The sequence below is a fragment of the Nitratireductor sp. genome, from assembly GCF_017794765.1.
Classification (GTDB): domain Bacteria; phylum Pseudomonadota; class Alphaproteobacteria; order Rhizobiales; family Rhizobiaceae; genus Nitratireductor.
The window spans coordinates 1,116,869-1,139,305 of sequence record NZ_CP051236.1 but is presented as its reverse complement, the minus strand read 5'-3'; the positions used below and the strand labels follow the sequence as shown (position 1 = coordinate 1,139,305).

Sequence of the window (22,437 nt, the reverse complement as noted above, 5' to 3'; positions counted from 1 at the left end):
TTGCACCGCAATCGGCGAGGAAAAGCTCATGCGCTACGCAATCTACTTCACACCCGAACAGGATGACCCGCTAACGCGGGCCGCCGCCCGTTGGTTGGGACGCGATGCCTTTACCGGCGCATCGCTCACGCCGGTGGATGCCGGGCCCTTTTCGGCGGCGGAGATCTCGTTTCACACGGCTGCGGCACGCCGCTACGGATTTCATGCGACGCTCAAGGCCCCGTTCCGGCTAGCCGAGGGCCAGAGCGAGCAGGCGCTGATCCAGGCGCTGGCAAAGTTCTGCGCACAGATGGAGCCGGTAACGATCCCGCGCGCGGTGGTGCGCAGGCTGGACGGCTTTTTCGCGCTTGTTCCCGAAGAGCGCTCCGAACGGCTGGACGCGTTGGCCGGCAGTATCGTGGAGAGCTTTGAAGCGTTTCGCGCTCCGCTGACCGCCGGGGAGCTTGAACGGCGTAATCCGGAAAACCTCACACCGGCGCAGCTCAAGAATCTGCACAAATGGGGCTACCCCTATGTGTTCGAGGAATTTCGCTTCCACATGACCCTGACCGGACGCGTGCCCCAGGAAGAGGCTCCGCGCATGGAACGCGCCATCGATGCCTTCTTCGGGCCGCTTTTGTCGGAACCATTGGAAATCGGCTCGCTGGCTCTGTTCATCGAGTCGGAGCCGGGTGCGCCGTTCCAGGTGAAATCCTTCCAGACGCTTGGCTGGAACAAGACAAGAAAGACCGCCTGATAATGACGAACGAACTGGTCCTGAAAAACGCCCGCATCGTGCTGCCGGATGAAGTGATCGAAGGCAGCATTTCGATACGCGACGGGCGCATCACCGACATTGCCGCCGGCAATGCCTCTAGCGGTGAAGATATGGAGGGCGATTACGTCCTGCCGGGCCTTGTAGAATTGCACACGGATCATCTGGAGCGTCACTATGCGCCGCGTCCGAAAGTGCGCTGGAACCCGATCGCCTCGGTGCTGGCGCATGACGCGCAGATTGCCGCTTCCGGCATCACCACCGTGTTCGACGCGCTGCGGATCGGCCTTGATGAAGACAGCAATCTTGGCGCGCCGGAAATGCGCGAGCTCGGCCACGCGATCGAGAACAGCGTGGAAGCCGGTCGGTTACGCGCCGACCACTTCCTGCATCTGCGATGCGAGGTCTCCGCGCCCGATTGCCTGGAAGGGTTCGAACTATTCATGAATGACAGCCGGGTGAAGCTCGCGTCGCTGATGGACCACTCCCCTGGCCAGCGCCAGTTCACCAGCATCGAGACCTACAAGGTCTACTACATGAACAAGACCGGCATGACGGAAGAGGATTTCCGCCAGTTCTGTGAAAAGCGCGTCACCCAGTCGCAGACCTATTCGAACAGGCATCGCAACGCCATTGCCGACATCTGTCGGGAAAAGGGCATCATTCTGGCAAGTCATGACGACGCCACGATGGAGCATGTGAACGAAGCTGCAACGCAGGGCGTACGTGTCGCCGAGTTCCCGACCACGCAGGAAGCTGCCAGGGCTTCCCGAGAGGCCGGCATGCAGGTGTTGATGGGCGCGCCCAACGTGGTGCGTGGCGGGTCGCATTCCGGCAATGTCTCCGCGCGCAGTCTGGCGGAAGGCAAGACGCTCGACATTCTGTCGTCCGACTATATCCCGTTCAGCCTCGTTCAGGCCGCCTTTGCACTGGGCGAGACGGTGGAGCACATTTCGCTTCCACAGGCCGTGGCCATGGTTTCCAAGAACCCGGCCGAAGCTGTCGGCCTTGATGATCGCGGCATTCTTGAACAGGGCCGCCGCGGTGACGTGATCCGGGTGCGGGTAGACGAGCATGTGCCGATCGTACGCTCAGTCTGGCGCGAAGGAGCGCGGGTGGCATGAGGTCATCGGCCACGCTGGAGCGCATTCTCGACGAGCAGGATTTCCCGATCCGGCACGGCGTTTTCATTGCAGTGGCCGGTCCTTCGGGCGCCGGCAAGGATTCGGTGATGGACTATGCCCGCCAGCGGCTCGGTCCGCAGGACAGCGATGTGACCTTTGTCCGCCGTGTCATCACGCGCGAGATGGACGGAGCCGGCGAGGCGCATGACTGCCTCACTCGGGTGGAGTTCGAAGAAGCGGAGCGCGAGCGTGCATTCGCGGTGAGCTGGGAGGCGAACGGTCTGAAATACGGGCTGCCCGCCAGCGTCGACGAAATCGTGCGTGAAGGCCATGTGGCAGTCGCCAACGTTTCACGCGCGGTGATCCCCCTGCTGCGTGAACGCTATGGCAATGTGATTGCCGTGATCGTGACGGCATCGCGCGAGGTTCTTGCCGAGCGGCTTTCTCGTCGTGGTCGCGAAACCCGCGAGGAAGTGCTGGCGCGTCTTGAACGGGCGCACGCGAAGGAGCTCGCCGTGGAAGACGCAACAATCATCGATAACTCCGGTTCGCTGGAGGAGGCGGGCGAAAAATTTCAGGACATTCTGCGTCGTGCCGCCGCATGGAGCGCGGTGAGCGACAGCGTCTGATCCCCTTCCCTGCTCCAGAGATGCGGGCAGACGCCAAAAGCACCTCTTGGCGCGCCCTCTGTTCTGGTTTAGTTCTAACGCATCTTGGAACACCGGACGCACCCCATTGACGGCATTGCCGCGCCCACCCTGCCAGCGCCCTTCAGCGAATGGTTCGCCACGCGTGGGTGGCAGCCGCGTGCGCATCAGCTGGAGCTTCTGGCACGCACGCAGGCCGGTCGCTCCGCGCTACTGATAGCGCCGACGGGTGCCGGCAAGACGCTCGCCGGTTTTTTGCCAACGCTCACCGATCTCGCGGACCGGCCAAAACCTCGCCCCGGCGAAGCGCGACGCGGGGTGCACACGCTCTACATTTCGCCGCTCAAGGCACTCGCCGTCGACATTCAGCGCAATCTCAACATGCCGGTGGCCGAGATGGAGTTGCCGGTGACCATGGAGACACGCACCGGCGATACGCCCACCCACAAGCGCCAGCGGCAGAAGCATGCGCCACCCGACATTCTGCTCACCACGCCCGAACAGCTTGCCCTTCTTATCGCGTCCCCCGATGCGGAGCGCTTCTTCTCGCACCTCAAATTCGTGGTGTTCGACGAATTGCATTCGCTGGTGATCTCCAAGCGTGGACATCTACTCTCACTCGGCCTTGCGCGGCTGCGCCGCCTGCGGCCGGAGCTGCAGACCATTGGTCTTTCTGCGACCGTTGCCGAGCCTGAAGCACTGCGCCGCTGGCTGGTGCCGCAGGACAGGCCCGACGCCATGGCCGACATCGTGACCGTGTCCGGCGGCGCAAAACCACACATTACCATTCTGGAAACGGACGAGCGCGTGCCCTGGGCCGGACACTCCGCGCTCTATGCCATCCCGAAGGTCTATGAGGCGATCAAGGCGCGTCGGACCACCCTGCTTTTTGTCAATACGCGAAGCCAGGCCGAGCTTCTGTTTCGCGAATTGTGGCGCGCCAATGAAGACAATCTGCCGATTGCGCTGCACCACGGCTCGCTGGATGTCGGCCAGCGGCGCAAGGTGGAAAAAGCGATGGAGACCAATAGCCTCCGGGCCATCGTCGCCACGTCGACGCTGGATCTGGGAATCGACTGGGGCGATGTGGATCTCGTCGTCCATGTGGGCGCGCCGAAGGGAGCGAGCCGGCTGGCGCAACGCATCGGCCGCTCCAACCACCGCATGGATGAGCCGAGCCGCGCCATTCTCGTGCCGGCAAATCGCTTTGAGGTGATGGAGTGCCGCGCGGCGCTTGAGGCAAACTATCTTGGCGCGCAGGACACACCGCCACTGGTGGAAGGCGCACTCGATGTGCTGGCTCAGCATGTGCTGGGTTCGGCCTGTGCAGCCCCGTTCGACGCGGATGTGCTCTATGGCGAGGTGGCGAGTGCTGCCCCCTATGCCGGGCTGGACCGGGTGACATTCGACCGTATTGTCGAGTTTGTAGCGACGGGCGGCTACGCGCTGAAAAGCTATGAGCGCTATGCCCGCATCCGCAAGACGAAGGACGGGCTCTGGCGCATCGCCAACCCGCGCATCGCACAGCAATACCGTCTGAATGTCGGCACCATCGTCGAATCGCCGATGCTGAATATCCGCATGGTGCGGCCTGGGCGCGGCAGCGCCTCGCGCGGCGGACCGGTTCTTGGGAAGGTAGAGGAGTATTTCCTCGAAACCCTGACACAGGGCGACACCTTCCTGTTTTCAGGCCGTGTGCTGCGCTTCGAGGGCATTCGCGAGAATGAGTGTCTTGTCTCGGCGGGCGGCGGCGAGGACGCCAAGGTGCCTTATTATGCGGGCGGAAAATTCCCGCTTTCCACCTATCTGGCTTCGGAGGTTCGTGCCATGCTGGCCGACCCGGAGCGCTGGAAGACATTGCCGCCGCAGGTGGCCGAGTGGCTTTCCATCCAGCACGACAAATCCATCCTGCCGCGCCGCGAAGACCTTCTTGTGGAGACCTTTCCACGCGGCAACCGATTCTACATGGTGCTCTACCCGTTTGAAGGACGGCTCGCGCACCAGACGCTCGGCATGCTTCTCACCCGCCGGCTCGAGCGCGCCGGCGCACACCCGCTGGGCTTCGTCGCCAATGACTATGCCATTGCCGTATGGGGCCTCAACGATATGAGCGCCATGTTGAAAAGCAGCAAGCTCAGCCTGGCCGCGCTCATGGACGAGGACATGCTGGGCGATGACCTCGAAGCATGGATTGCCGATAGCTGGCTTCTGAAACGCACCTTCCGCAATTGCGCGCTGATTTCCGGCCTCGTGGAAAAACGCCATCCCGGCCAGGAAAAGACCGGCCGGCAGGTGACCGTTTCCGCCGACCTGATTTACGACGTTTTGCGGGCCCATGAGCCCGACCACATTCTCATGCAGGCCACATGGGCGGACGCCGCGCAGGGGCTGCTTGATGTCAGGAGGCTGGGCGAGATGCTGTCGCGCATTCGCGGACGAATCGTGCATAAGGCGCTGACACGCATTTCGCCACTCGCCGTGCCCATCATGCTCGAAATCGGCAAGGAAGCGGTGGCCGGTGACGCAAACGAAGCGCTGCTTGGCGAAGCTTCGCGACTTTCGGGCGAGGAATTGATGCAGGAGGCCCTCGAAGCATGAACAGCCTGGCACCCGCAACCGATGCAAGCACAGCGCTGACCGTGCGCATTGCCGGGCACGAAGCCGTGTGCGACTGGCGCGGTGTGCTGTTCTTTCCGGCGATGGGCCTGATGGTCGTTTCCGACCTGCATCTGGAAAAGGGTGCGGCCTTCGCCCGGCGCGGCCGCATGCTGCCGCCCTATGACACCGCTGCAACCCTGAAGCGGCTGGAAGGCGTTTTGGCAGATTACGACCCCGAGATGGTCATCAGCCTCGGCGACAGTTTTCACGATGATGAGGGTGCAGCCGAAATGCCCACGCTTTTCCGCGAACATCTTGTCCGAATCATCGACAAGCGCGACTGGCACTGGATTGCCGGCAATCATGATCCGGCACCTCCTCCGGACCTGCCCGGCCACTGCGCACGGGAAATCGCCATTGATGGCCTCACCTTTCGACACGAACCCGCCCGCACTGCGGGCCCGGGTGAAATCGCCGGGCACCTGCATCCGGGGGCGCGCATCGTGCGACGCGGACGTGGCGTGCGACGGGCCTGTTTCGCGTGTGACGGAAGCCGGCTCATCATGCCGGCATTTGGCAGCCTGACGGGCGCGCTCAATGTACTCGACCGCGCTTTCAGCGGGTTGTTCGAGCGTGAAAGGCTGACAGCCTACATGCTTGGCCGACAGGGCATCTACGCCATTGCCGGAAGCATGTTGCGATAATCAGTCCTTGCGGAAAAACAGCCGCCCAAGCCAGCCTGTCACAATCGCGATCAGCACGGAAAGAATGCCGTAGAGCATGCTGTTCTGATGCGCGAACTGATAGAGGCGCTGCTCAAGCCCAGCCTTGCGAATGGTGAGTTGAGCCGAGGTTTCACGTAGAAACATGCCGTTGCGAAACAGAAAGGCACGAGCTCTATGCGTGCCGACTGCGACGTTGGGGGCGAGCCTGAGCGAGGCTCTGAAAAGGCTTTGTGAGAGAAACCGCACCGCCCCTGGCCGCGTCGAGTAAAGGCCTTCGGCCTCCTTGCGTTCGCGCAGCGCACGCGTGAATTCCTCGATCGTTTTCGGGTCGCCATCCGCATCGAGTGGCTGAAGATGAAGATTGTCCGCACCCAGCGCCAATTGCCGATAGCCATCAGGGGCCGTGATATCCTGCGGCGCGCGCGTGAGCGCCATGGAATAGGAGGCGGGGACATCGCGGAAGATCACCGATTCGGTATTGATCCACATGCCAGCGACGCGGGTTTTCTTGCGGACCGTCACGGGGCGCGGCGGCCCTTCTAGAACCACGATCACGTCGTAACGTCCCTGCCGGGCAATCAACGGATCTGCATTGTCGAGTGCGCCAAAGATGGTGAGTTCGGCGCCGCTGAAATCGGAGGTGATCGAAACCTGATCTGTAGACAGACCAATCTGGATATTCTCCGGAATACGATCCTGTGCCTGCACCGCCGAGTAGGACGTCAACAGGATGAGGGCGAAGAACAGGGCAAACCGCATCGCTCAACCTCCCGCCGGTGAGAGCGAGTAGACGCTCTCGGGACGAACGAAGAGGTCAAACCCAAGACGAAGCGCCACCGCCAGAACGAGCAGTGCAAGAAGCGCACGCAATTGCTCGCCGCGAAGCTTTTGCCCCACCCTTGCGCCATATTGCGCGCCGGCAACCCCACCTACCATGAGAAGAAAAGCGAGCACCACGTCAACGGTCTGGTTTGCCGTCGAATGGATAATCGTCGTGAAAGCGGCCACGAAGATGATCTGGAACAGCGATGTACCGATCACGACATTCGTCGGCACTTTGAGGAGATAGATAAGCGCCGGAACCATAATAAAGCCGCCGCCTACACCCATGATCGATGCCAGAAAACCGATGAATGCTCCGAGCGCCAGAACTGGGATGACACTGACAAATAGCTTCGAGGCTCGAAAGCGCATCTTCAGCGGCAGGCGATGGATCCAGTTGTGCTGGCCAGGCTTGCGCAGTGTGACCGTCTGGCCACCGCGGGACCGCCTGATGGCGCGCACGCTTTCCATCAGCATCAACCCACCGACCACGCCCAGAAATGCCACGTAGAGCAGTGAGACGATCAGATCGAGCTGCCCCAGACGCCTTAAATAAGCAAAGACGGAGACACCCAGAGATGCACCAACTATACCGCCGGCCAGCAATACGGTGCCTAGCTTCAGGTCAAGAGATTTGCGTTTGAAATGCGCCAGTGCACCCGAGAACGACGATGCAATCACCTGGTTGGCGCCGGTGGCAACCGCAATGGCGGGGGGAATATTGTAGAAGATCAGGAGCGGCGTGATGAGAAATCCGCCACCGACGCCGAACATGCCGGAGAGAAAGCCGACCGCGCCGCCCATGGCCAGCAGCACGAACACGTTGACGGACATTTCGGCGATTGGGAGATAAATACCCACCCGCGGCACCCGAATAATTGTTTGCCCGGCGACGACGCCAGGCGAGATGTGGAAGCATTATGCGTGCTTCCGTTCTGCGCTCTGGCGGTCACGAAGTCAAACCGAGTTGTCACGAAATCGGGAAAAGTTTGAACGACTTGCCCGGCGAAAGTGAAGTGCGGCCATTCTGACACACCGGGGCGGACAGGCAGCCTTCCACGATGCACCCCGCACGAACGGAAGGATGCGGCGGACATTCGCCGTTACGGGCGATTTCACCCACACGCGATTTGCAGCCGCCTGTCTATGAAACGCCCAGCCTTCTTACTGGGCCACCGCTGCCGCCTTGTTCTTTTCCAGAAGGGCGCGCACCAGCGCTTCATCCACTTCTCCGGTCGGCGTCATGCCGTTGGCCTTCTGAAAGGCGCTGATCGCCATTTTCGTTTTCGCACCCATGATCCCGTCGGGTTTGCCTGCATCAAACCCCTGCTGATTCAGGATCAGCTGAATGTTTGTAACCGCCTTCTTCATGTCCACGCTTGCCGTCAGCTCGCGGCTCTCGCGCCAGGATTCTGGAACATCCACCATGTTGACGGCGGGATCGATTGATTTGGCCTTCCACAGAGCCGTCTTGTTCTTTGCCTGTTCCAGCTTGTCTGGCGAAAGGGCAGCAGCGATTTCATCGCGTTTGCCGGCGGCATCCGCATCCCCGCCATTGGCGACGATGGCGAACCATTTGTAGGCTTCCGTCAGATCCTGCGGCACGCCCATGCCTTTGGCAGAGAGAATTCCAAGATTGAACTGGCTATCCCTGACGCCATGTTCAGCCGCTTCCAGAAACCAGCGAGCCGCGGAGGCATTGTCGGCCGGTCCGTCGGCGCCCATGGCATAGAGGACACCCAGATTGTGCATCGCGCCGGCATTGCCCTGCTGTGCCGCAAGCTGGAACCACATTTTCGCCTTGGCTGCGTCGCGCTCGACGCCGGTACCTTTCTGATAAAGATCGCCGAGCCTGTACTGAGCCGGAGCAAAACCGGCTTCAGCGGCCTTTGTGTACCATTCGATAGCCTTTGAAATGTCCGCAGTCGTTCCGCGCCCTTCCGCATAGCGGCTGGCAATTTCGAAATACGCTTTCGGGTCTCCCCCAGCAGCCGCTTCCCGGAGCGGCACCGGTCCGGCATCCATGGGGATCTCATCAAGCGAAACCGGCTGAACGACTTCCGAAATCGGCAACTCGGGGGTGTTCTCTGCTTCCGCGACCGGAAGTGGCTCTTCAAATTTTCCCTCGGCAGGCCCATCCATCTCCGGCATGGAGGCCAGCGTGTCCACCGCCTCGTCCGAGGTGTCATCAAACGCCACTTCTTCCAGCGGCTGTTCATCGAGAATGCGAACAGGCCGTTCCTCGGCTTTGGCCAACACGGGTGCCGTTTCTGACGTCAGGCTGTGGCTTGCGACCGGCGTCGGAATAGAGGTCGAACTCGACAGATAAGCCTTGCTCATCTGGTAGCCGCCGGCGACCACGATACCTGCTCCGAGCATGACCATGAGAGGTTTCTTACTGCGTTTGAGAAGGCGGCCGAGACCGAAGCCGCCGCGCTCCTCTGTCGCCTCGCCCCTGCGCTTTTTGAGGATCTCCGCTTCAGCGGCGGCTGCCTGCGCCGCCCTTCTTGCCGCTGCGATGAAGTCGGATTTCGCCGCGTCGTCTGTCTCCGCGCGTGCGGGTGCTTTCTTTTCGTCGCGCACACGGCGCAGGATCGCATTGAGGTCCGGGGCCCCCGAGCCTGGTTCCAGCGGCTGATTGATACGTTCAGCGTCAAGTTCCACGGCGTCGAGACTTGCATCGACTTCGAAATCGATCTCCCCGCCTTCTTCCTCCGCGATCTCGGTTTTCTGTTTATCGCCGCGTGCACCCCATGCACGGGACAGGCCTCCGAGAAGGGATGTCCGACCTGGTTTTGCCTGCTCATTCTCACCGTCCTCATCCAAAGCTGCGCGCGCGGCGGCGGCGGCGGCTTCGGCGGGTGAGCGGTTGGGCGCGGGCTCATAGTCCTCAACCCCTTTAGAGGCGGGTTCGTCTTCAACAGGCGAAATCGACGGGGCGGCCGCAACGGCAATTTTCGCCGCATCGCCACGGCCTCCGGCTTTCGCGGTCCCCTCTACTGCGCCGATCCGATCGACAATCTTGAGAAGCGTGTCGTGGATGGCTTCAAACGTCTTGGTGTTGCGTTCGTCCGATTTGCGCGTGAGTTCCTCAAGAGCCCGCAGTTCCGCCCGCAGTTCGCGGTCGAAAGCCTCGGCTTGCGGAGTGCTTCCGAGAGCGCCGATCGCTTGTTCGGCAGCGTGACGTGCAGCTTCAACGACAGCGGCGCGGTTCTCGTGAATAGAACGCTCGATGTTCTCCAGACGCGGGGCCAGGTCCTCGAATTCCGGCAGATCGGCGCCCGGGCGCGACAGATGTTCGGAAAGACTGCGGACCTGCGCTTCGAGATCCCGGATCACGTCGGGATCGACAGAGGAGGCGTTTGCCGAGGATGCCTGCAGGCGCCCCGAGATGTCATCGAGCCGAGCTTCCAGTGCCCGGAGCGCGTCACTGTCAGCCCTTCCAGCACTGGCACCCGTATCGAGACGCGCGACCAGTTCGTTGAACCGGGCATCGATCGTCGCCATGATGCCCGCCTCATCCTGAACAGGATGGCTGCGCTCATCGATCCGGGCGGAAATTTCCTGAAGACGGCGTTCCAGCTCGTCGACCAGCGTTCGGCTCTGCTCGACCACATCGCCCTGTCGCTGTTCGATCATTTGGGAAAGATGCGCGAAGCGGTCTTCGATGCCGCGCAGCATATGCTCCGCAATCTGAGGCTGCGGTGCGTTGTCCAGCTTCTCGGCGATGCCGGCAATCTGTCCGGCAAGGCGTTCAACGGTCTGTTCCGGCATGTCGATACGGCGGGCGATATCATCGACGCGCTGTGACAAGGAATAGAGCTGGTCGCTGAGTTGCCCGACTGCCTCGCCACCTCCGCGCTCGGCGAGCAGTTCCGACACCTGGTTTGCAAGCGAGGAAATGCGGGCCTCAATGCGCTCAAACGGCTGCGGATCAAAGCTTGCGGCCTGCGCTTTCGGGGCCGAAGCCGCGATTGCCCTGCTGATTTCGTCCAGACGTTCGTCAAGGGCGGCATAGATTTCGGGATTGCTTTGCTGCTTGCGTTCAAGCAACTGGTCAAGCGCACCGGCCAGTGTACGCACACGGTCCTCAAGAGACTGGATCGAAAGGGACTCGGGCAGATTGTTTACCGCATGGGCAATTTCTTCGATGCGCTGATGCAGCATTTCGATCGCCGGGTCGCTCCTGCGAATGTCACTGGAAACACGGTCCTCGAACGCGCTCCAGCGATCATCGAGGGCATCCCAGCGCTGATCGACCGCACGCAGTGTCTCTTCACGCGCAAGCTTGGAGATGGACGATTTCAGCTCTTCCATTTCCAAACGCAGCATCTTGACGTTCTTGTCGTCGCTGCGTTCTGCAAGCTGACCAATGGCATTGGACAGGCGCTCGAACTCGACCACGAGCTCCCGGCTCAACGCGGCGTTGGGCACGGAAGCCATGATGCCAGCCAACTCACGGCGCAAAACCGAGAACTCGTCGTTCAGACCGGAACGCATCGCATCATGCAGATCCGCGCGTAGTGTCTTGAGCTCATTTGCAATGCTTCCGATCGAAGCGATTTCACGTTCCTGCCTATGGCTGCGTTCAAGCTCGTGTGCAGCGCGCTCGAAGGACGTATGCGGCGGCGCTTTGCGTCTGTGCGGCGCTGACCTCTCCATCGGTCGGGCATAGGTCTGCGATACGGTTTCGGAAAGTTCCTGGATACGGCGGGCAACCTCATTCTCTTCGGCGTTATGGTCGAAACGGCCCGTTGCATGCCCGAAGCGATGCTCCATTTCTTCCAGCGTTCGGCTTATCTCATCAAGAGACGCGTTCGCCCCTGGTCGCCGCCGACGACCGGCATTTATGTTTTCCAGATAGGAACGCTTGTTGTTCATCGGAACGCCCGCCTCTCCACCGGTTGCCGGTTGGCCATCGATAGTTCTTGCCACGCGGGCCCTTGAGCTTTGGAACGCCGGGACGGCAGAAGACAAACGCTGCAAAGATACCCACGGTCAGGCTGCCATTCCCGAGGCGACAAAAGCCAACGGGCACGGTCTACTGACGAACCCACAATTCCCCGATCATGGTAAACACGGAGTTAATATTTCTTACCGGCGATTAATCATACGCGCGGAAATCCATCGAAAAGGTTGTTGGCAAGCCGTTCACAATTTGGCTTGCGGCCCTTGTAATGCCGCATTCTGCAACGCATAAGCCCGCCTTCAAAACATGTCTGCGTGGTGCATTCTCCGCCATCAGCGGAGCTTGACCAACAGGTATGGCACCATTCCGGGCCCTCACCGGAGTGTTCATTCGATACGGAACAGTGATCATGACGAACATTGCAAAGGCTGTTGAAAACACAGCCGAGGGAAATGATTCTCCCAATCAGTCCGAAGACTACACCCGCATTGGCGAGATGGCGCGCGAGTTCGGCGTCACTCTTCGCGCCTTGCGGTTCTACGAGGACAAGGGCCTTCTGACGCCGGAGCGAATCGGCACCTCGCGCCTTTACTCCCGCAACGACAAACTCCGCCTGCAGCAAATTTTGCTTGGCCGAAAGATCGGCTTTTCGCTGAGCGACATCAAGGAAGTCCTGGACCTGCACGATCCCGCAAAGGACCGCGGGGCAGGCAATGTCGAACAGCTGAAGCTCGTGCTCAGAAAATCTGAACGCCAGATGGTGAGGCTCGAAAAGCAGCAGCGCTCCATCGAAGATGCGATTTCCGAGCTCAAGAAGCTGATCGCGGACGTGACGGGACGACTGGAAAGCACTTCGGCTCTCAGTACAGCCGGCTGATTCCATCACGGCATCCAGGCTGCGGGGACGAAGCCCTCCACACTCGGGCAGACACCGCTCCACATTCCGCTCCACGTTCATTGCCGGACAGACCGTGCCGACACAACTCCGCGCGGGGCTGAATCACGCCATGCGTCGTTTTTGACGTTTACGCAAACGTCAAAATTTGCTAAAGCGCCTGGAACGCTGCGCGAAAGTTCTGTTCGCGCCGAATTCCGAGAGCTGGAGGAGTCTCATGCCGACCTACCGGGCGCCCGTACGCGACACGCTTTTCGTGCTCAACGATGTTCTTGGCTATGGCAATCACGACAATCTGCCGGGCTTTTCCGATGCCTCGCCGGACATCGTCGAAGCGATCCTGAGCGAAGGCGCCAAGCTGGCCGAAAACGTCATGCAGCCGCTCAACCGGGTTGGCGACGTGGAAGGCTGCACCCGTCATGACGATGGCTCCGTGACCACGCCGAAGGGTTTTGACGAGGCCTACCGTCAATATTGCGAAGGTGGCTGGCTCGGTCTCTCCGTGCCTGCAGAATATGGCGGCCAGGGCCTCCCCTACACGGTGCACTCGGCCGTCAGCGAGTATCTGGTTTCCGCCAATATGGCGCTGATGATGTATCCCGGCCTCACGCAGGGCGCCATCGCGGCGATCCTTGCGCATGGGACCGAGGAGCAGAAGCAGAAGTGGCTGCCGAAGATGGTGGAAGGCACCTGGACCGGCACCATGAACCTGACCGAGCCCCATTGCGGCACCGATCTGGGCCTTCTGACTTCCAAAGCCGTGCCGAATGGCGACGGCACATACAAAATTTCCGGCCAGAAGATTTTCATTTCCGCCGGCGAACACGACCTTTCGGAAAACATCATCCATCTGGTTCTGGCCCGCATCGAGGGCGCACCCGCCGGCGTGAAAGGCATCTCGCTCTTCATCGTGCCGAAGGTGATGGTCGACGATGCCGGCACGCCCGGTGCGCGTAACGGCGTTTCCTGCGGGGCCATCGAGGAAAAGATGGGCATTCACGGCAACGCCACCTGCGTCATGAATTATGACGACGCCACCGGCTATCTGCTTGGCGAGGAGCATGGCGGCCTCAAAGCCATGTTCACGATGATGAACGAGGCGCGTCTCGGCGTCGGTCTGCAGGGCCATGCCATTGGTGAAGCGGCGTATCAGGGTGCGGTGGAATATGCGCGCGAACGGCTCCAGGGCCGCTCGCTCACAGGGGCGAAAGCGCCGGAAAAGAAGGCCGATCCGATCATCGTCCACCCGGATGTGCGCCGTAACCTGATGACGATGCGTGCATTCAACGAAGCGGGCCGCGCGCTGATCCTGTGGACAGCGCTCCAGTCCGATATCGCGCATCTGTCGGAAGACGAAAAGGATCGCGAAGCGGCATCCGACCTCCTGGCGCTGATGACGCCCGTGATCAAGGGTGTTCTCACCGACAAGGGCTTCGAGCACGCCGTCATGGCGCAGCAGCTTTTCGGCGGTCATGGCTATATCGAAGAGCATGGCATGAGCCAGTTCGTGCGCGATGCACGCATCGCCATGATATATGAAGGCGCGAACGGTATTCAGGCGCTGGACCTGGTGGGCCGCAAGCTTCCAGCCAAGGGTGGCCGCGCCGCACAGGCCTTCTTCAAGGAGGTGGGCGATTTCTGTGAGGCCCATCGTGGAGACGAGGCGATGGCCCCCTTCACGAAGGCGCTCAAGAAAGGCCTCAACGACCTGCAGGCCGCTTCGCTGTGGCTGATGCAGAACGCCGTCCAGAAGCCTGACAATGCGGGCGCGGCCTCCCATGACTACATGCATCTGATGGGCCTTGTGGCGCTCGGCTACATGTGGGGCCGAATGGTCAAGAAAGCGCAGGAGCAGATTGCCGCCGGTGCCAATGGCGACGCCTCCTTCCTTGAAGCCAAGATCGCCACCGGCCGGTATTTCATGGAGCGCGTCATGCCCGAAACGGCGGCGCATCTTGCCCGTATCTCCACCGGCGCCGACGCGATGATGGCACTGCCGGAAGAGGCGTTTTGACTGGCATGAAAACCGTGCTCGTTCTAGCGTGCTTTCGCTAGAGCGCAGTGCTGTCAGCGAGGAGGCGTAGAGTGGCAGACCCGCAGTCCGTACTTGGCCTTTCCCGGCCCGACTGGGCCGGCGAAGACGTCGCGATGCTCTATGACATGGCGAGCCGCTTCCTGACGGAAGAGATTGCGCCTCACTATGAAGCGTTCGAGAAGGCGGAGATATTCGACCGCGCGAGCTGGGAGAAGGCCGGAGCGGCAGGCCTTCTCTGCGCCTCGATGCCGGAGGAGCACGGCGGTGCGGGCGGCACCTACGCCCATGAAAGCGCGATCATCGAAGCGATCAGTCATGTGGGCGTTGATGGTTTCGGCATCGCGCTCCACAATGCCATCGTCGCGCCCTACATCCTCCACTATGGCTCGGAAGAGCAAAAGCAGCGGTGGCTGCCGAAGCTCGCAAGCGGCGAGCTGATCGGCGCAATCGCCATGACCGAGCCCGGTGCCGGATCCGACCTCCAGGGTGTGAAAACGCGGGCGGAGAAGGACGGAAACCATTACCGTCTCAACGGGTCCAAGACCTTCATCACCAACGGGCAGTTAGCCAATCTCGTCATCGTGGTGGCCAAGACGGACCCGAGCCAGCGCGCGAAGGGCACATCCCTGATCGTGGTCGAAACCGACGAGGCCGAAGGGTTTGAGCGTGGTCGCAACCTCGACAAGATCGGCCTCAAGTCCAACGACACTTCGGAAATCTTCTTCAACGATGTGCGTGTGCCGACCGCCAACCTTCTCGGTCATGAGGAAGGTCAGGGCTTTGTGCAGCTTATGCAGCAGCTCCCGCAGGAGCGGCTTCTGATCGGCGCTCAGGCGATAGCCATGATAGAGCGCGCGCTGGCTGTCACCATCGACTATGTGAAGGAGCGCAAGGCCTTCGGCCAGAATGTGATCGACTTTCAGAACACCCAGTTCAAACTGGCGGAATTGAAAACCGAGGCAACGGTCGGCCGTGTTTTCTACAATGATTGCGTGGCACGCCACCTTGACGGGAATCTCGATACCGCCACCGCCTCCATGGTCAAATACTGGCTCACCGACCTGCAGTGCAAAGTGGTCGATGAATGCCTGCAGCTCCACGGCGGCTATGGCTACATGAACGAATATCCCATCGCGCGCATGTATCGCGACGCCCGCGTGCAGCGCATCTATGGCGGCACCAACGAGATCATGAAGCTGGTGATCGCCAGAACCCTTTGAACCAATCGCACGACCCCGCGTTGGGTCGGTAAAGCAGGGAGACCGATATGGCTGACGCTTATGTATATGATGCCGTGCGCACGCCGCGCGGACGCGGCAAGAAGGACGGTTCGCTGCACGAGGTGCCCGCCGTGCGCCTTGGCGCGAAAGTTCTCGAAGCCGTGCGCGACCGCAACGGGCTCGACACGGCCAAAGTAGACGACATCATTTTCGGCTGCGTCGATCCGGTCGGTGAGGCAGGCTCCGTGATCCCGCGCTCGGCCGCCTTCGAGGCGCGCTACGCAAACGCGGCTCCTGGCATGCAGATCTCGCGCTTCTGCGCTTCCGGCCTCGACGCCATCAATCTGGGTGCGGCCAAGATTGCCGGCGGCTCCGACGAGATCGTGATTGCCGGCGGCGTTGAAAGCATGTCGCGCGTCGGCATGGGCATGTCCGGCGGTGCATGGTTCATGGACCCTTCGGTCGGCATCCCCGCCTATTTCATGCCACAGGGCGTTTCCGCCGATCTGATCGCCACGAAATACGGCTTTTCACGCGACGACGTGGATGCCTATGCCGTGGAAAGCCAGAAGCGCGCCAAGAATGCCTGGGACAAGGGCTATTTCAAGAACTCCGTGATCCCGGTGGAAGACCAGAACGGGCTGACCATTCTCGACCATGACGAGCACATGCGCCCCGGCACCGACATGCAGGCGCTCGGCCAGCTCAACCCCTCCTTCGTGATGCCCGGCGAAATGGGTGGTTTCGATGCCGTGGCCGTGCAGCGTTACCCGGAGCTTGAGAGCATCAACCACGTACACCACGCTGGCAACTCTTCGGGCATCGTCGATGGCGCTGCCGCCGTGCTGCTCGGTTCGCGCAGGGCGGGCAGGACCATGGGGCTTGAGCCACGCGCGAAAATCCGCGCCTTCACCAATATCGGCTCCGAGCCCGCCATTATGCTGACCGGCCCGGTCGACGTGACGGAAAAGCTCCTGAAGAAAGCCAGGATGAAGCTTTCGGACATTGACCTGTTCGAACTGAACGAGGCTTTCGCTTCCGTCGTGCTGCGTTACATGCAGGCCTTCGAAATCGACCATGACCGGATCAATGTGAATGGCGGCGCGATTGCCATGGGCCACCCGCTGGGTGCGACCGGCGCGATGATTTTTGGCACGGTTCTCGACGAGCTGGAGCGCCGCGACCTGAATACGGCGCTCGTGACGCTGTGCATCGGCGCGGGCATGGGCACCGCAACCATCATCGAACGCGTTTGAGCTGTCGGGGAGAGATCAGACCATGACCGACTACAAGAACTTTACCGTTGACGTGGACGCAGATGGCATCGCGCTCGTCACCTGGGACATGCCAGACCGCTCCATGAACGTTTTCACCGAAGAGGTGATGAACGAGCTGGACGCGATCATCGATCACGTTGCAAGCAATGACGAGATCAAGGGCGCTGTCATCACCTCCGGCAAGGAAACATTCTCCGGTGGTGCTGACCTGACCATGCTGCAGAAGATGCTCGGCCAGTTCGAGAAGGAAAAGGCCAAGGACCGTAAGAAGGCGATCAAGCTTCTGTTCGACAATGCCGGCCGGATGGGCTGGCTCTGGCGCAAGCTTGAAACGTCCGGCAAGCCGTGGGTCTCGGCGATCAACGGCACCTGCATGGGCGGCGCATTCGAGCTGTCTCTTGCCTGCCATGGCCGTGTTGTAGCCGACAGTCCGGCGGTCAAGATGGCGCTTCCAGAAGTCAAGGTTGGCATCTTCCCCGGTGCCGGCGGCACCCAGCGCGTGCCGCGTCTGGCCAAGCCGCAGGAAGCCCTGCAGATGCTCACCACCGGCCAGACGCTTTCGCCGCAAAAGGCGAAGGCCATGGGACTGATCCACGAGATCGCGGCGCCGAAGAAGCTGGTCGAGACCGCGAAGAAGATGATCCTCGACGGTCTCAGCCCGGTTCAGCCCTGGGACGAGAAGGGCTTCAAACAGCCCGGCGGTCCGGTCTATTCGGCCGCGGGCGCAAACCTCTGGCCGCCGGCAATCGCCATCCTGCGCCGCGAGACCTACAACAATTACCCGGCGGCGGCTGCGATCCTGAAATGCGTGTATGAGGGCATGCTGGTGCCCTTCGACACGGCGCTCACCATCGAGCAACGCTATTTCACCGAGATCATGCAGACGACCGAAGCGAAGATGATGATCCGCTCGCTCTTCGTCTCGCTGCAGGAGCTCAACAAGGGCGCTCGCCGCCCCGACGATGTACCAACCAAAAAGTTCAAGAAGATCGGCGTGCTCGGTGCCGGCTTCATGGGCGCGGGCATCGCCTTCGTGACGGCGAAGGCCGGCATTCCGGTCGTTCTGATCGATCGCGACACGGCATCCGCCGAGAAGGGCAAGGCGCATTCCGCCGACCTGATGGACAAGGCCATCAAAAAGGGCCGCGCTACCGCCGAGGACAAGGAAAAGCTCCTCTCGCTCATCACGCCAAGCGATGACTATGCGGAGCTTGAAGGCTGCGATCTGGTGATCGAGGCCGTGTTCGAGGATTCGGAGATCAAGAAGACGGCGACGGAGAAGGCCGAGGCCGTTCTCAAACCGTCTGCCGTTTTCGCCTCCAACACTTCGACCATTCCGATCTCGGGCCTTGCGAAGAACTCCAAACGCCCGAAAAACTTCATCGGCATCCACTTCTTCTCGCCCGTCGACAAGATGATGCTGGTCGAGATCATCATGGGCAAGAAGACCGGCGACAAGGCGCTGGCCACGGCGATGGACTATGTGCGCGCCATCAGGAAGACGCCCATCGTCGTCAACGACACGCGTGGCTTCTACGTCAATCGCTGTGTCCTGCGCTACATGCAGGAGGCCTTCTCCATGGTCATCGAAGGCGTTCCCGCCCCGATGGTGGAGAATGCGGCAAAGATGGCCGGCATGCCGGTTGGCCCGCTCGCCCTCACCGATGAGACGGCTGTCGACCTTGCCCAGAAGATCATGAAGCAGACGGTGCGTGATCTCGGCCCCAAGGCTGTCGACCCGCGTCACATGGAGCTGATCGACACGCTGGTCGACAAGCATGGGCGCCTGGGCCGCAAGAACGGCAAGGGCTTCTATGACTATCCGGCAAAGCCCGCGAAAAAGCATCTGTGGGCTGGCCTGAAGGATCTCTATCCGCAGAAGAACCCGGACAAGATCGATGTCGAGGAGCTGCAGGAGCGTTTCCTGGCCACGATCGCGCTGGAAGCGGCCCGCATCATGGAAGAAGGCATTGTCGTCGATCCGCGCGAGGCGGATGTCGGCTCCATTCTCGCCTTCGGCTTCGCACCCTATACGGGCGGCGCGCTGTCCTACATCGATGGGATGGGTGCGGACGCCTTCGTCGCCATGACCAAGCGTCTGCAGAAGAAGTATGGCAAGCAGTTCAAGGCTCCGAAGCTTCTTCTCGACATGGCTGAGAGCGGTGAAACATTCTACCAGCGCTTTGCGCCTGAAAAGGCGACGGAAAAGAAGGCTGCCTGAGGCAGGTCGCTTGAAATGAAAAACCCCGTCCCGGGAGCGTTCCGCATCCGGGGCGGTGGATACGGCGGCAACTCAGATCGCTGTTTCCCAAAAACGCCTTAAGCGTTAGGAGAGGCAGCGACCGCAACGCCAACCCGATCAGGATAAGAAAACATGTATGTCTGGATGCGTCTTCTTCGCGTGGCCGCTACACGCAAGAGCCGGGGCGTCTATCGGCTGGGCGATGAGAGCAAGCTCTCCTTCCGCTGCCTGCCCACCGACATCGACATGAACATCCACCTCAACAACGCTCGCTACATGATGCTGGCGGATATGGGGCGGATCGACATTTTCCTGCGCAGCGGGCTGATCGGTGCCGCACGCCAGCGCGGCTGGGCCCCGTTGCTCGGTGGACTGCAGACCGCCTATGTGCGCGAGGTTCGCCTGTGGCAGCGTTTCGACGTTATATCGACCATCGAGACCTGGGAAGGAACGCAGATCATCGGCCAGCACCGTTTCGTGCTCAAGGACGGGCGTGTCGCCGCCATGATCCTCACCACCGGTGGTGTTTACGATTATCGTGGGAAACGCTTCGTCCCTGTTGAAGAAGTGATGAAGGCTCTTGGCGTGAACGCTGCGCCGCGGGCACCTAACGATGAAGAGCGCGCTTTCATGGCTTCACATCAAGGCATGCGTGCTCGCGCAAAAGTGTTGTCCTGAAGCCTATCGGTCCACCCTCGGCCTCGATAGTTTCGGCCCCTAGATCAAACCGGAGACATCGATGACAACCACCGTAGATTATTATTTCACATCCGCATCGCCCTTCACCTATCTGGGGCACCAGCCCCTGCGCGCGGTGCTCTCGAAGCATGGTGTGGATGTGCGGGTGAAGCCGATCAACCTCATGGGTATCTGGGAGGTTTCCGGAGCGGTTCCACCGGCCAAGCGCCCTCCAGTGCGGCAGCGGTTGCGTCTGGTGGAACTCCAGCGCATCGCGGATTTCCGTGGCATGCCCATCAACAAGACGCCGAAGCACTGGCCGGTCGATCCGGCTCTTGCCGACCATGTGATCGCAGCACTCGTCGCTGAGGGGCGCGACCCCATGAGCTATATGGAGCGTGTCTTCGCCGCCGTGTGGGCGAATGAAGAAAACATTGCCGATCCCGATACACTTGCGAAATATCTCGAACTGGAAAAATTCGACGCCGCGTCCATTCTGGAGATGGCGCAGAGCGAAGAGATTTCTGCGATTCGCGCACAGAACACCAAAGATGCCGTGGAAGCCGACGCGGTCGGCGTGCCGACTTACGTGCTCAATGGTGAGGCGTTCTTCGGGCAGGACCGCGTGGAGTATCTCGACCACGCGCTGGCAACGGGCCGCGCTCCCATCAAAGCCTGAATCTCAACCTGCTTCATCGTCTGCCAGCGGGACTTCAATCCCCGCGAGCTCGGCAGCGGTGACACGTGCCGCTCCCGCCCTCGCAAAGCGCAGCATCATCGCCTTGCGCGTCGCGGCGGCGAGCCGATGCTCATCCGGTTCACGCAGGATCTCTGCCCCATAACCGTCAGACAGGATGAAACCGCACTCTTGGGGGAAAATTTCTGCAGGTACTTCCGGGTGGGTTGCAAAAAAGAAGCGGTCGGAGTGCTGGCGGTATTCCGGCCATTTCCGATCCACCCGGAAATCCTCGACCGAGGACTTGATCTCGATAATCCAGATGTCGCCCTTCAGCGTCAGTGCCACGAGGTCGGCACGGCGGCCCGTGGCAAGCGTCAACTCCGGCAGAACCACGGCCCCCATGGTCATGAGCAGCCGCTGGACACCGCGGCGGATAACCATGGCCCGGTCAGACTGGCGCCCATCGGCCAGAGGATTAAGGGGAATCGGAGAGATGATAGGCATCTGGAGACTATGCCATTCCCGCACGTCTGATTGAAGCCTCAGCGCGCTCCGGCAATGTCGTTGAGGATCGGACAATCGGGGCGTTCATCGCCGCGACAGGCGAGGATCAACTTATTCAGGGTCGCGCGCATGGACTGGAGTTCGGCAATCTTCTCGTCGATTGCCGCCACGTGGGACACGGCGATATCGCGCACGTCCTGACTTGCCCGTTCCCTGTCGCGATAAAGCGCCATGAGTTGCCGGCACTCGTCGATTGAGAAGCCGAGCCCCCGGGCTCGTTTCAGGAAGGTGAGGAAATGCAGATCTTCGTCGCTGTAGGCGCGATAGCCATTGCCCGCACGCTGCGGCGCTATCAAGCCGATTTCCTCATAATAGCGAATCGTCTTAGCCGGCAATCCCGAACGGCGGGCGGCCTGTCCAACATTCATGATGCAGCTCCTGCGCTTTCATCGAAACTGGGGATTGTGTTGCCTGTTTGCAATAATCGGAGTCAATAACAGGCTTACGCAACGTCAATGCGGCCGAAGCCTTGGCAATTCATTAACCAAGAATTTAACAATGGTGCTCAAATTGCGATACGCTTCAGGCACAATTAAGGTATCCGGGTTGGGGGAACACATGAGATTCAAGGCCATCGCCGTCGCTGCGGCACTGGGATTCGCAACAGCACTCGCAGGCTGTACGACGGACGGACCTTTCAAGGTATTCACCTCCGACTACGGCACAGTGAAAGACGCTGGCTATCAATTGCCACGGATCCCGATCAACGAAGTTCCCCGCCAGTATCATCGTCAGATTGTTTCTTACGAAACCAAGGAGAAGCCCGGCACCATCATTGTCGACACCAATGCCAAGTTTCTCTACCTGGTGATGGATGGCGGCAAGGCTATGCGCTATGGCATCGGTGTTGGTCGTGAGGGTTTTGAATGGGCAGGCACAGCGCGCATTGCGATGAAACGCGAATGGCCGACCTGGACGCCGCCCTCTGCAATGATCGGCCGTCAGCCGGAACTTGCGAAATGGCGCCGCGGCATGCCGCCCGGCCTGTCCAATCCGCTCGGCGCCCGCGCGCTCTATCTGTTCAACCGCGGTGGCGATACGGGCTATCGCCTGCACGGCACGCCGGAATGGCGCTCCATCGGCAAAGCAATGTCCTCGGGCTGCATCCGATTGATGAATCAGGACATAATCGACCTTTACAACCGTACCGAAGTTGGTGCTAAAGTAATCGTTAAGCGGTAGAAACCGTCTCAGCGACCAGGGTCTTTTGTTCCGACCCTGAAAAAAAACCGGGCCTAAGAGCCCGGTTTTTTCTTGCCTAAATCCTG

General features: G+C 60.7%; 18 protein-coding genes. 13 read left to right on the top strand and 5 right to left on the bottom strand.

Translation table 11 applies throughout. The annotated features are described in order from the left end of the window. Positions 1-28: 28 nt before the first annotated feature. The 5 genes from HF949_RS05495 to pdeM all read left to right on the top strand — a co-directional run bounded on the left by HF949_RS05495 (position 29) and on the right by pdeM (position 5,827). A complete protein-coding gene (locus tag HF949_RS05495) occupies positions 29-736 on the top strand; it encodes a DUF1045 domain-containing protein (protein ID WP_292898838.1) in 708 nt (235 codons plus the stop codon). 2 nt (positions 737-738) lie between these two features. Continuing rightward, positions 739-1,878 carry an alpha-D-ribose 1-methylphosphonate 5-triphosphate diphosphatase gene (locus HF949_RS05490; RefSeq protein ID WP_292898836.1) on the top strand — a complete coding sequence of 380 codons (1,140 nt, stop codon included), beginning with the start codon at positions 739-741 and terminating at the stop codon, positions 1,876-1,878. Next, positions 1,875-2,507 (top strand): phosphonate metabolism protein/1,5-bisphosphokinase (PRPP-forming) PhnN, encoded by a 633-nt coding sequence (gene phnN, locus HF949_RS05485; protein WP_292898834.1) that lies wholly within the window; start codon positions 1,875-1,877, stop codon positions 2,505-2,507. The genes HF949_RS05490 and phnN overlap by 4 nt, the downstream gene beginning before the upstream one ends. Positions 2,508-2,591: 84 nt before the next feature. Further along, on the top strand, positions 2,592-5,123 hold the full coding sequence (locus HF949_RS05480; protein WP_292898832.1) for a ligase-associated DNA damage response DEXH box helicase: 2,532 nt from the start codon (positions 2,592-2,594) through the stop codon (positions 5,121-5,123). Further along, positions 5,120-5,827 carry a ligase-associated DNA damage response endonuclease PdeM gene (pdeM, locus tag HF949_RS05475; RefSeq protein WP_292898830.1) on the top strand — a complete coding sequence of 236 codons (708 nt, stop codon included), beginning with the start codon at positions 5,120-5,122 and terminating at the stop codon, positions 5,825-5,827. The genes HF949_RS05480 and pdeM overlap by 4 nt, the downstream gene beginning before the upstream one ends. Here pdeM and HF949_RS05470 read toward each other — a convergent pair whose 3' ends face one another. From HF949_RS05470 to HF949_RS05460, 3 genes are all read right to left on the bottom strand, one after another. After that, positions 5,828-6,607 (bottom strand): TIGR02186 family protein, encoded by a 780-nt coding sequence (locus tag HF949_RS05470; RefSeq protein ID WP_292898828.1) that lies wholly within the window; start codon positions 6,605-6,607, stop codon positions 5,828-5,830. 3 nt (positions 6,608-6,610) lie between these two features. Continuing rightward, positions 6,611-7,531 (bottom strand): sulfite exporter TauE/SafE family protein, encoded by a 921-nt coding sequence (locus HF949_RS05465; protein WP_292898826.1) that lies wholly within the window; start codon positions 7,529-7,531, stop codon positions 6,611-6,613. A 303-nt stretch (positions 7,532-7,834) separates the two neighbouring features. After that, positions 7,835-11,551: a peptidoglycan-binding protein gene (locus tag HF949_RS05460; RefSeq protein ID WP_292898824.1), complete on the bottom strand. Its 3,717-nt coding sequence runs from the start codon at positions 11,549-11,551 to the stop codon at positions 7,835-7,837. Between the two features lie 437 nt (positions 11,552-11,988). Between HF949_RS05460 and HF949_RS05455 the strand changes: the two genes are divergently transcribed. The 7 genes from HF949_RS05455 (at position 11,989) to HF949_RS05425 (ending at position 20,605) form a co-directional block, all read left to right on the top strand. After that, on the top strand, positions 11,989-12,456 hold the full coding sequence (locus HF949_RS05455; protein WP_292898822.1) for a MerR family transcriptional regulator: 468 nt from the start codon (positions 11,989-11,991) through the stop codon (positions 12,454-12,456). A gap of 235 nt (positions 12,457-12,691) precedes the next feature. Next, complete coding sequence (locus HF949_RS05450) at positions 12,692-14,488, top strand: acyl-CoA dehydrogenase C-terminal domain-containing protein (RefSeq protein WP_292898820.1); 1,797 nt, start codon at positions 12,692-12,694, stop codon at positions 14,486-14,488. Positions 14,489-14,622: 134 nt separating this feature from the next. Further along, the gene (locus tag HF949_RS05445; RefSeq protein ID WP_292900005.1) at positions 14,623-15,729 is read left to right on the top strand and encodes an acyl-CoA dehydrogenase family protein; all 1,107 of its coding nucleotides are present in this window, start codon (positions 14,623-14,625) and stop codon (positions 15,727-15,729) included. Between the two features lie 47 nt (positions 15,730-15,776). After that, positions 15,777-16,985 carry an acetyl-CoA C-acetyltransferase gene (locus tag HF949_RS05440; protein ID WP_292898818.1) on the top strand — a complete coding sequence of 403 codons (1,209 nt, stop codon included), beginning with the start codon at positions 15,777-15,779 and terminating at the stop codon, positions 16,983-16,985. A gap of 22 nt (positions 16,986-17,007) precedes the next feature. After that, positions 17,008-19,227: a 3-hydroxyacyl-CoA dehydrogenase NAD-binding domain-containing protein gene (locus tag HF949_RS05435; RefSeq protein WP_292898816.1), complete on the top strand. Its 2,220-nt coding sequence runs from the start codon at positions 17,008-17,010 to the stop codon at positions 19,225-19,227. A gap of 153 nt (positions 19,228-19,380) precedes the next feature. Continuing rightward, positions 19,381-19,926, top strand: coding sequence for a thioesterase family protein (locus tag HF949_RS05430; RefSeq protein WP_292898814.1), 546 nt, complete (start codon positions 19,381-19,383; stop codon positions 19,924-19,926). A gap of 61 nt (positions 19,927-19,987) precedes the next feature. Next, positions 19,988-20,605, top strand: coding sequence for a 2-hydroxychromene-2-carboxylate isomerase (locus tag HF949_RS05425; RefSeq protein ID WP_292898812.1), 618 nt, complete (start codon positions 19,988-19,990; stop codon positions 20,603-20,605). Between the two features lie 3 nt (positions 20,606-20,608). Here HF949_RS05425 and HF949_RS05420 read toward each other — a convergent pair whose 3' ends face one another. Next, positions 20,609-21,109, bottom strand: coding sequence for an MmcB family DNA repair protein (locus tag HF949_RS05420; protein ID WP_292898811.1), 501 nt, complete (start codon positions 21,107-21,109; stop codon positions 20,609-20,611). Positions 21,110-21,147: 38 nt separating this feature from the next. Continuing rightward, positions 21,148-21,537, bottom strand: coding sequence for a Cu(I)-responsive transcriptional regulator (gene cueR / locus HF949_RS05415; RefSeq protein WP_292898810.1), 390 nt, complete (start codon positions 21,535-21,537; stop codon positions 21,148-21,150). 190 nt (positions 21,538-21,727) lie between these two features. On the opposite strand from cueR, the gene HF949_RS05410 reads away from it, so the two are divergent. Then, positions 21,728-22,351: a L,D-transpeptidase gene (locus tag HF949_RS05410; protein WP_292898809.1), complete on the top strand. Its 624-nt coding sequence runs from the start codon at positions 21,728-21,730 to the stop codon at positions 22,349-22,351. The last annotated feature ends 86 nt before the right edge of the window (positions 22,352-22,437 follow it).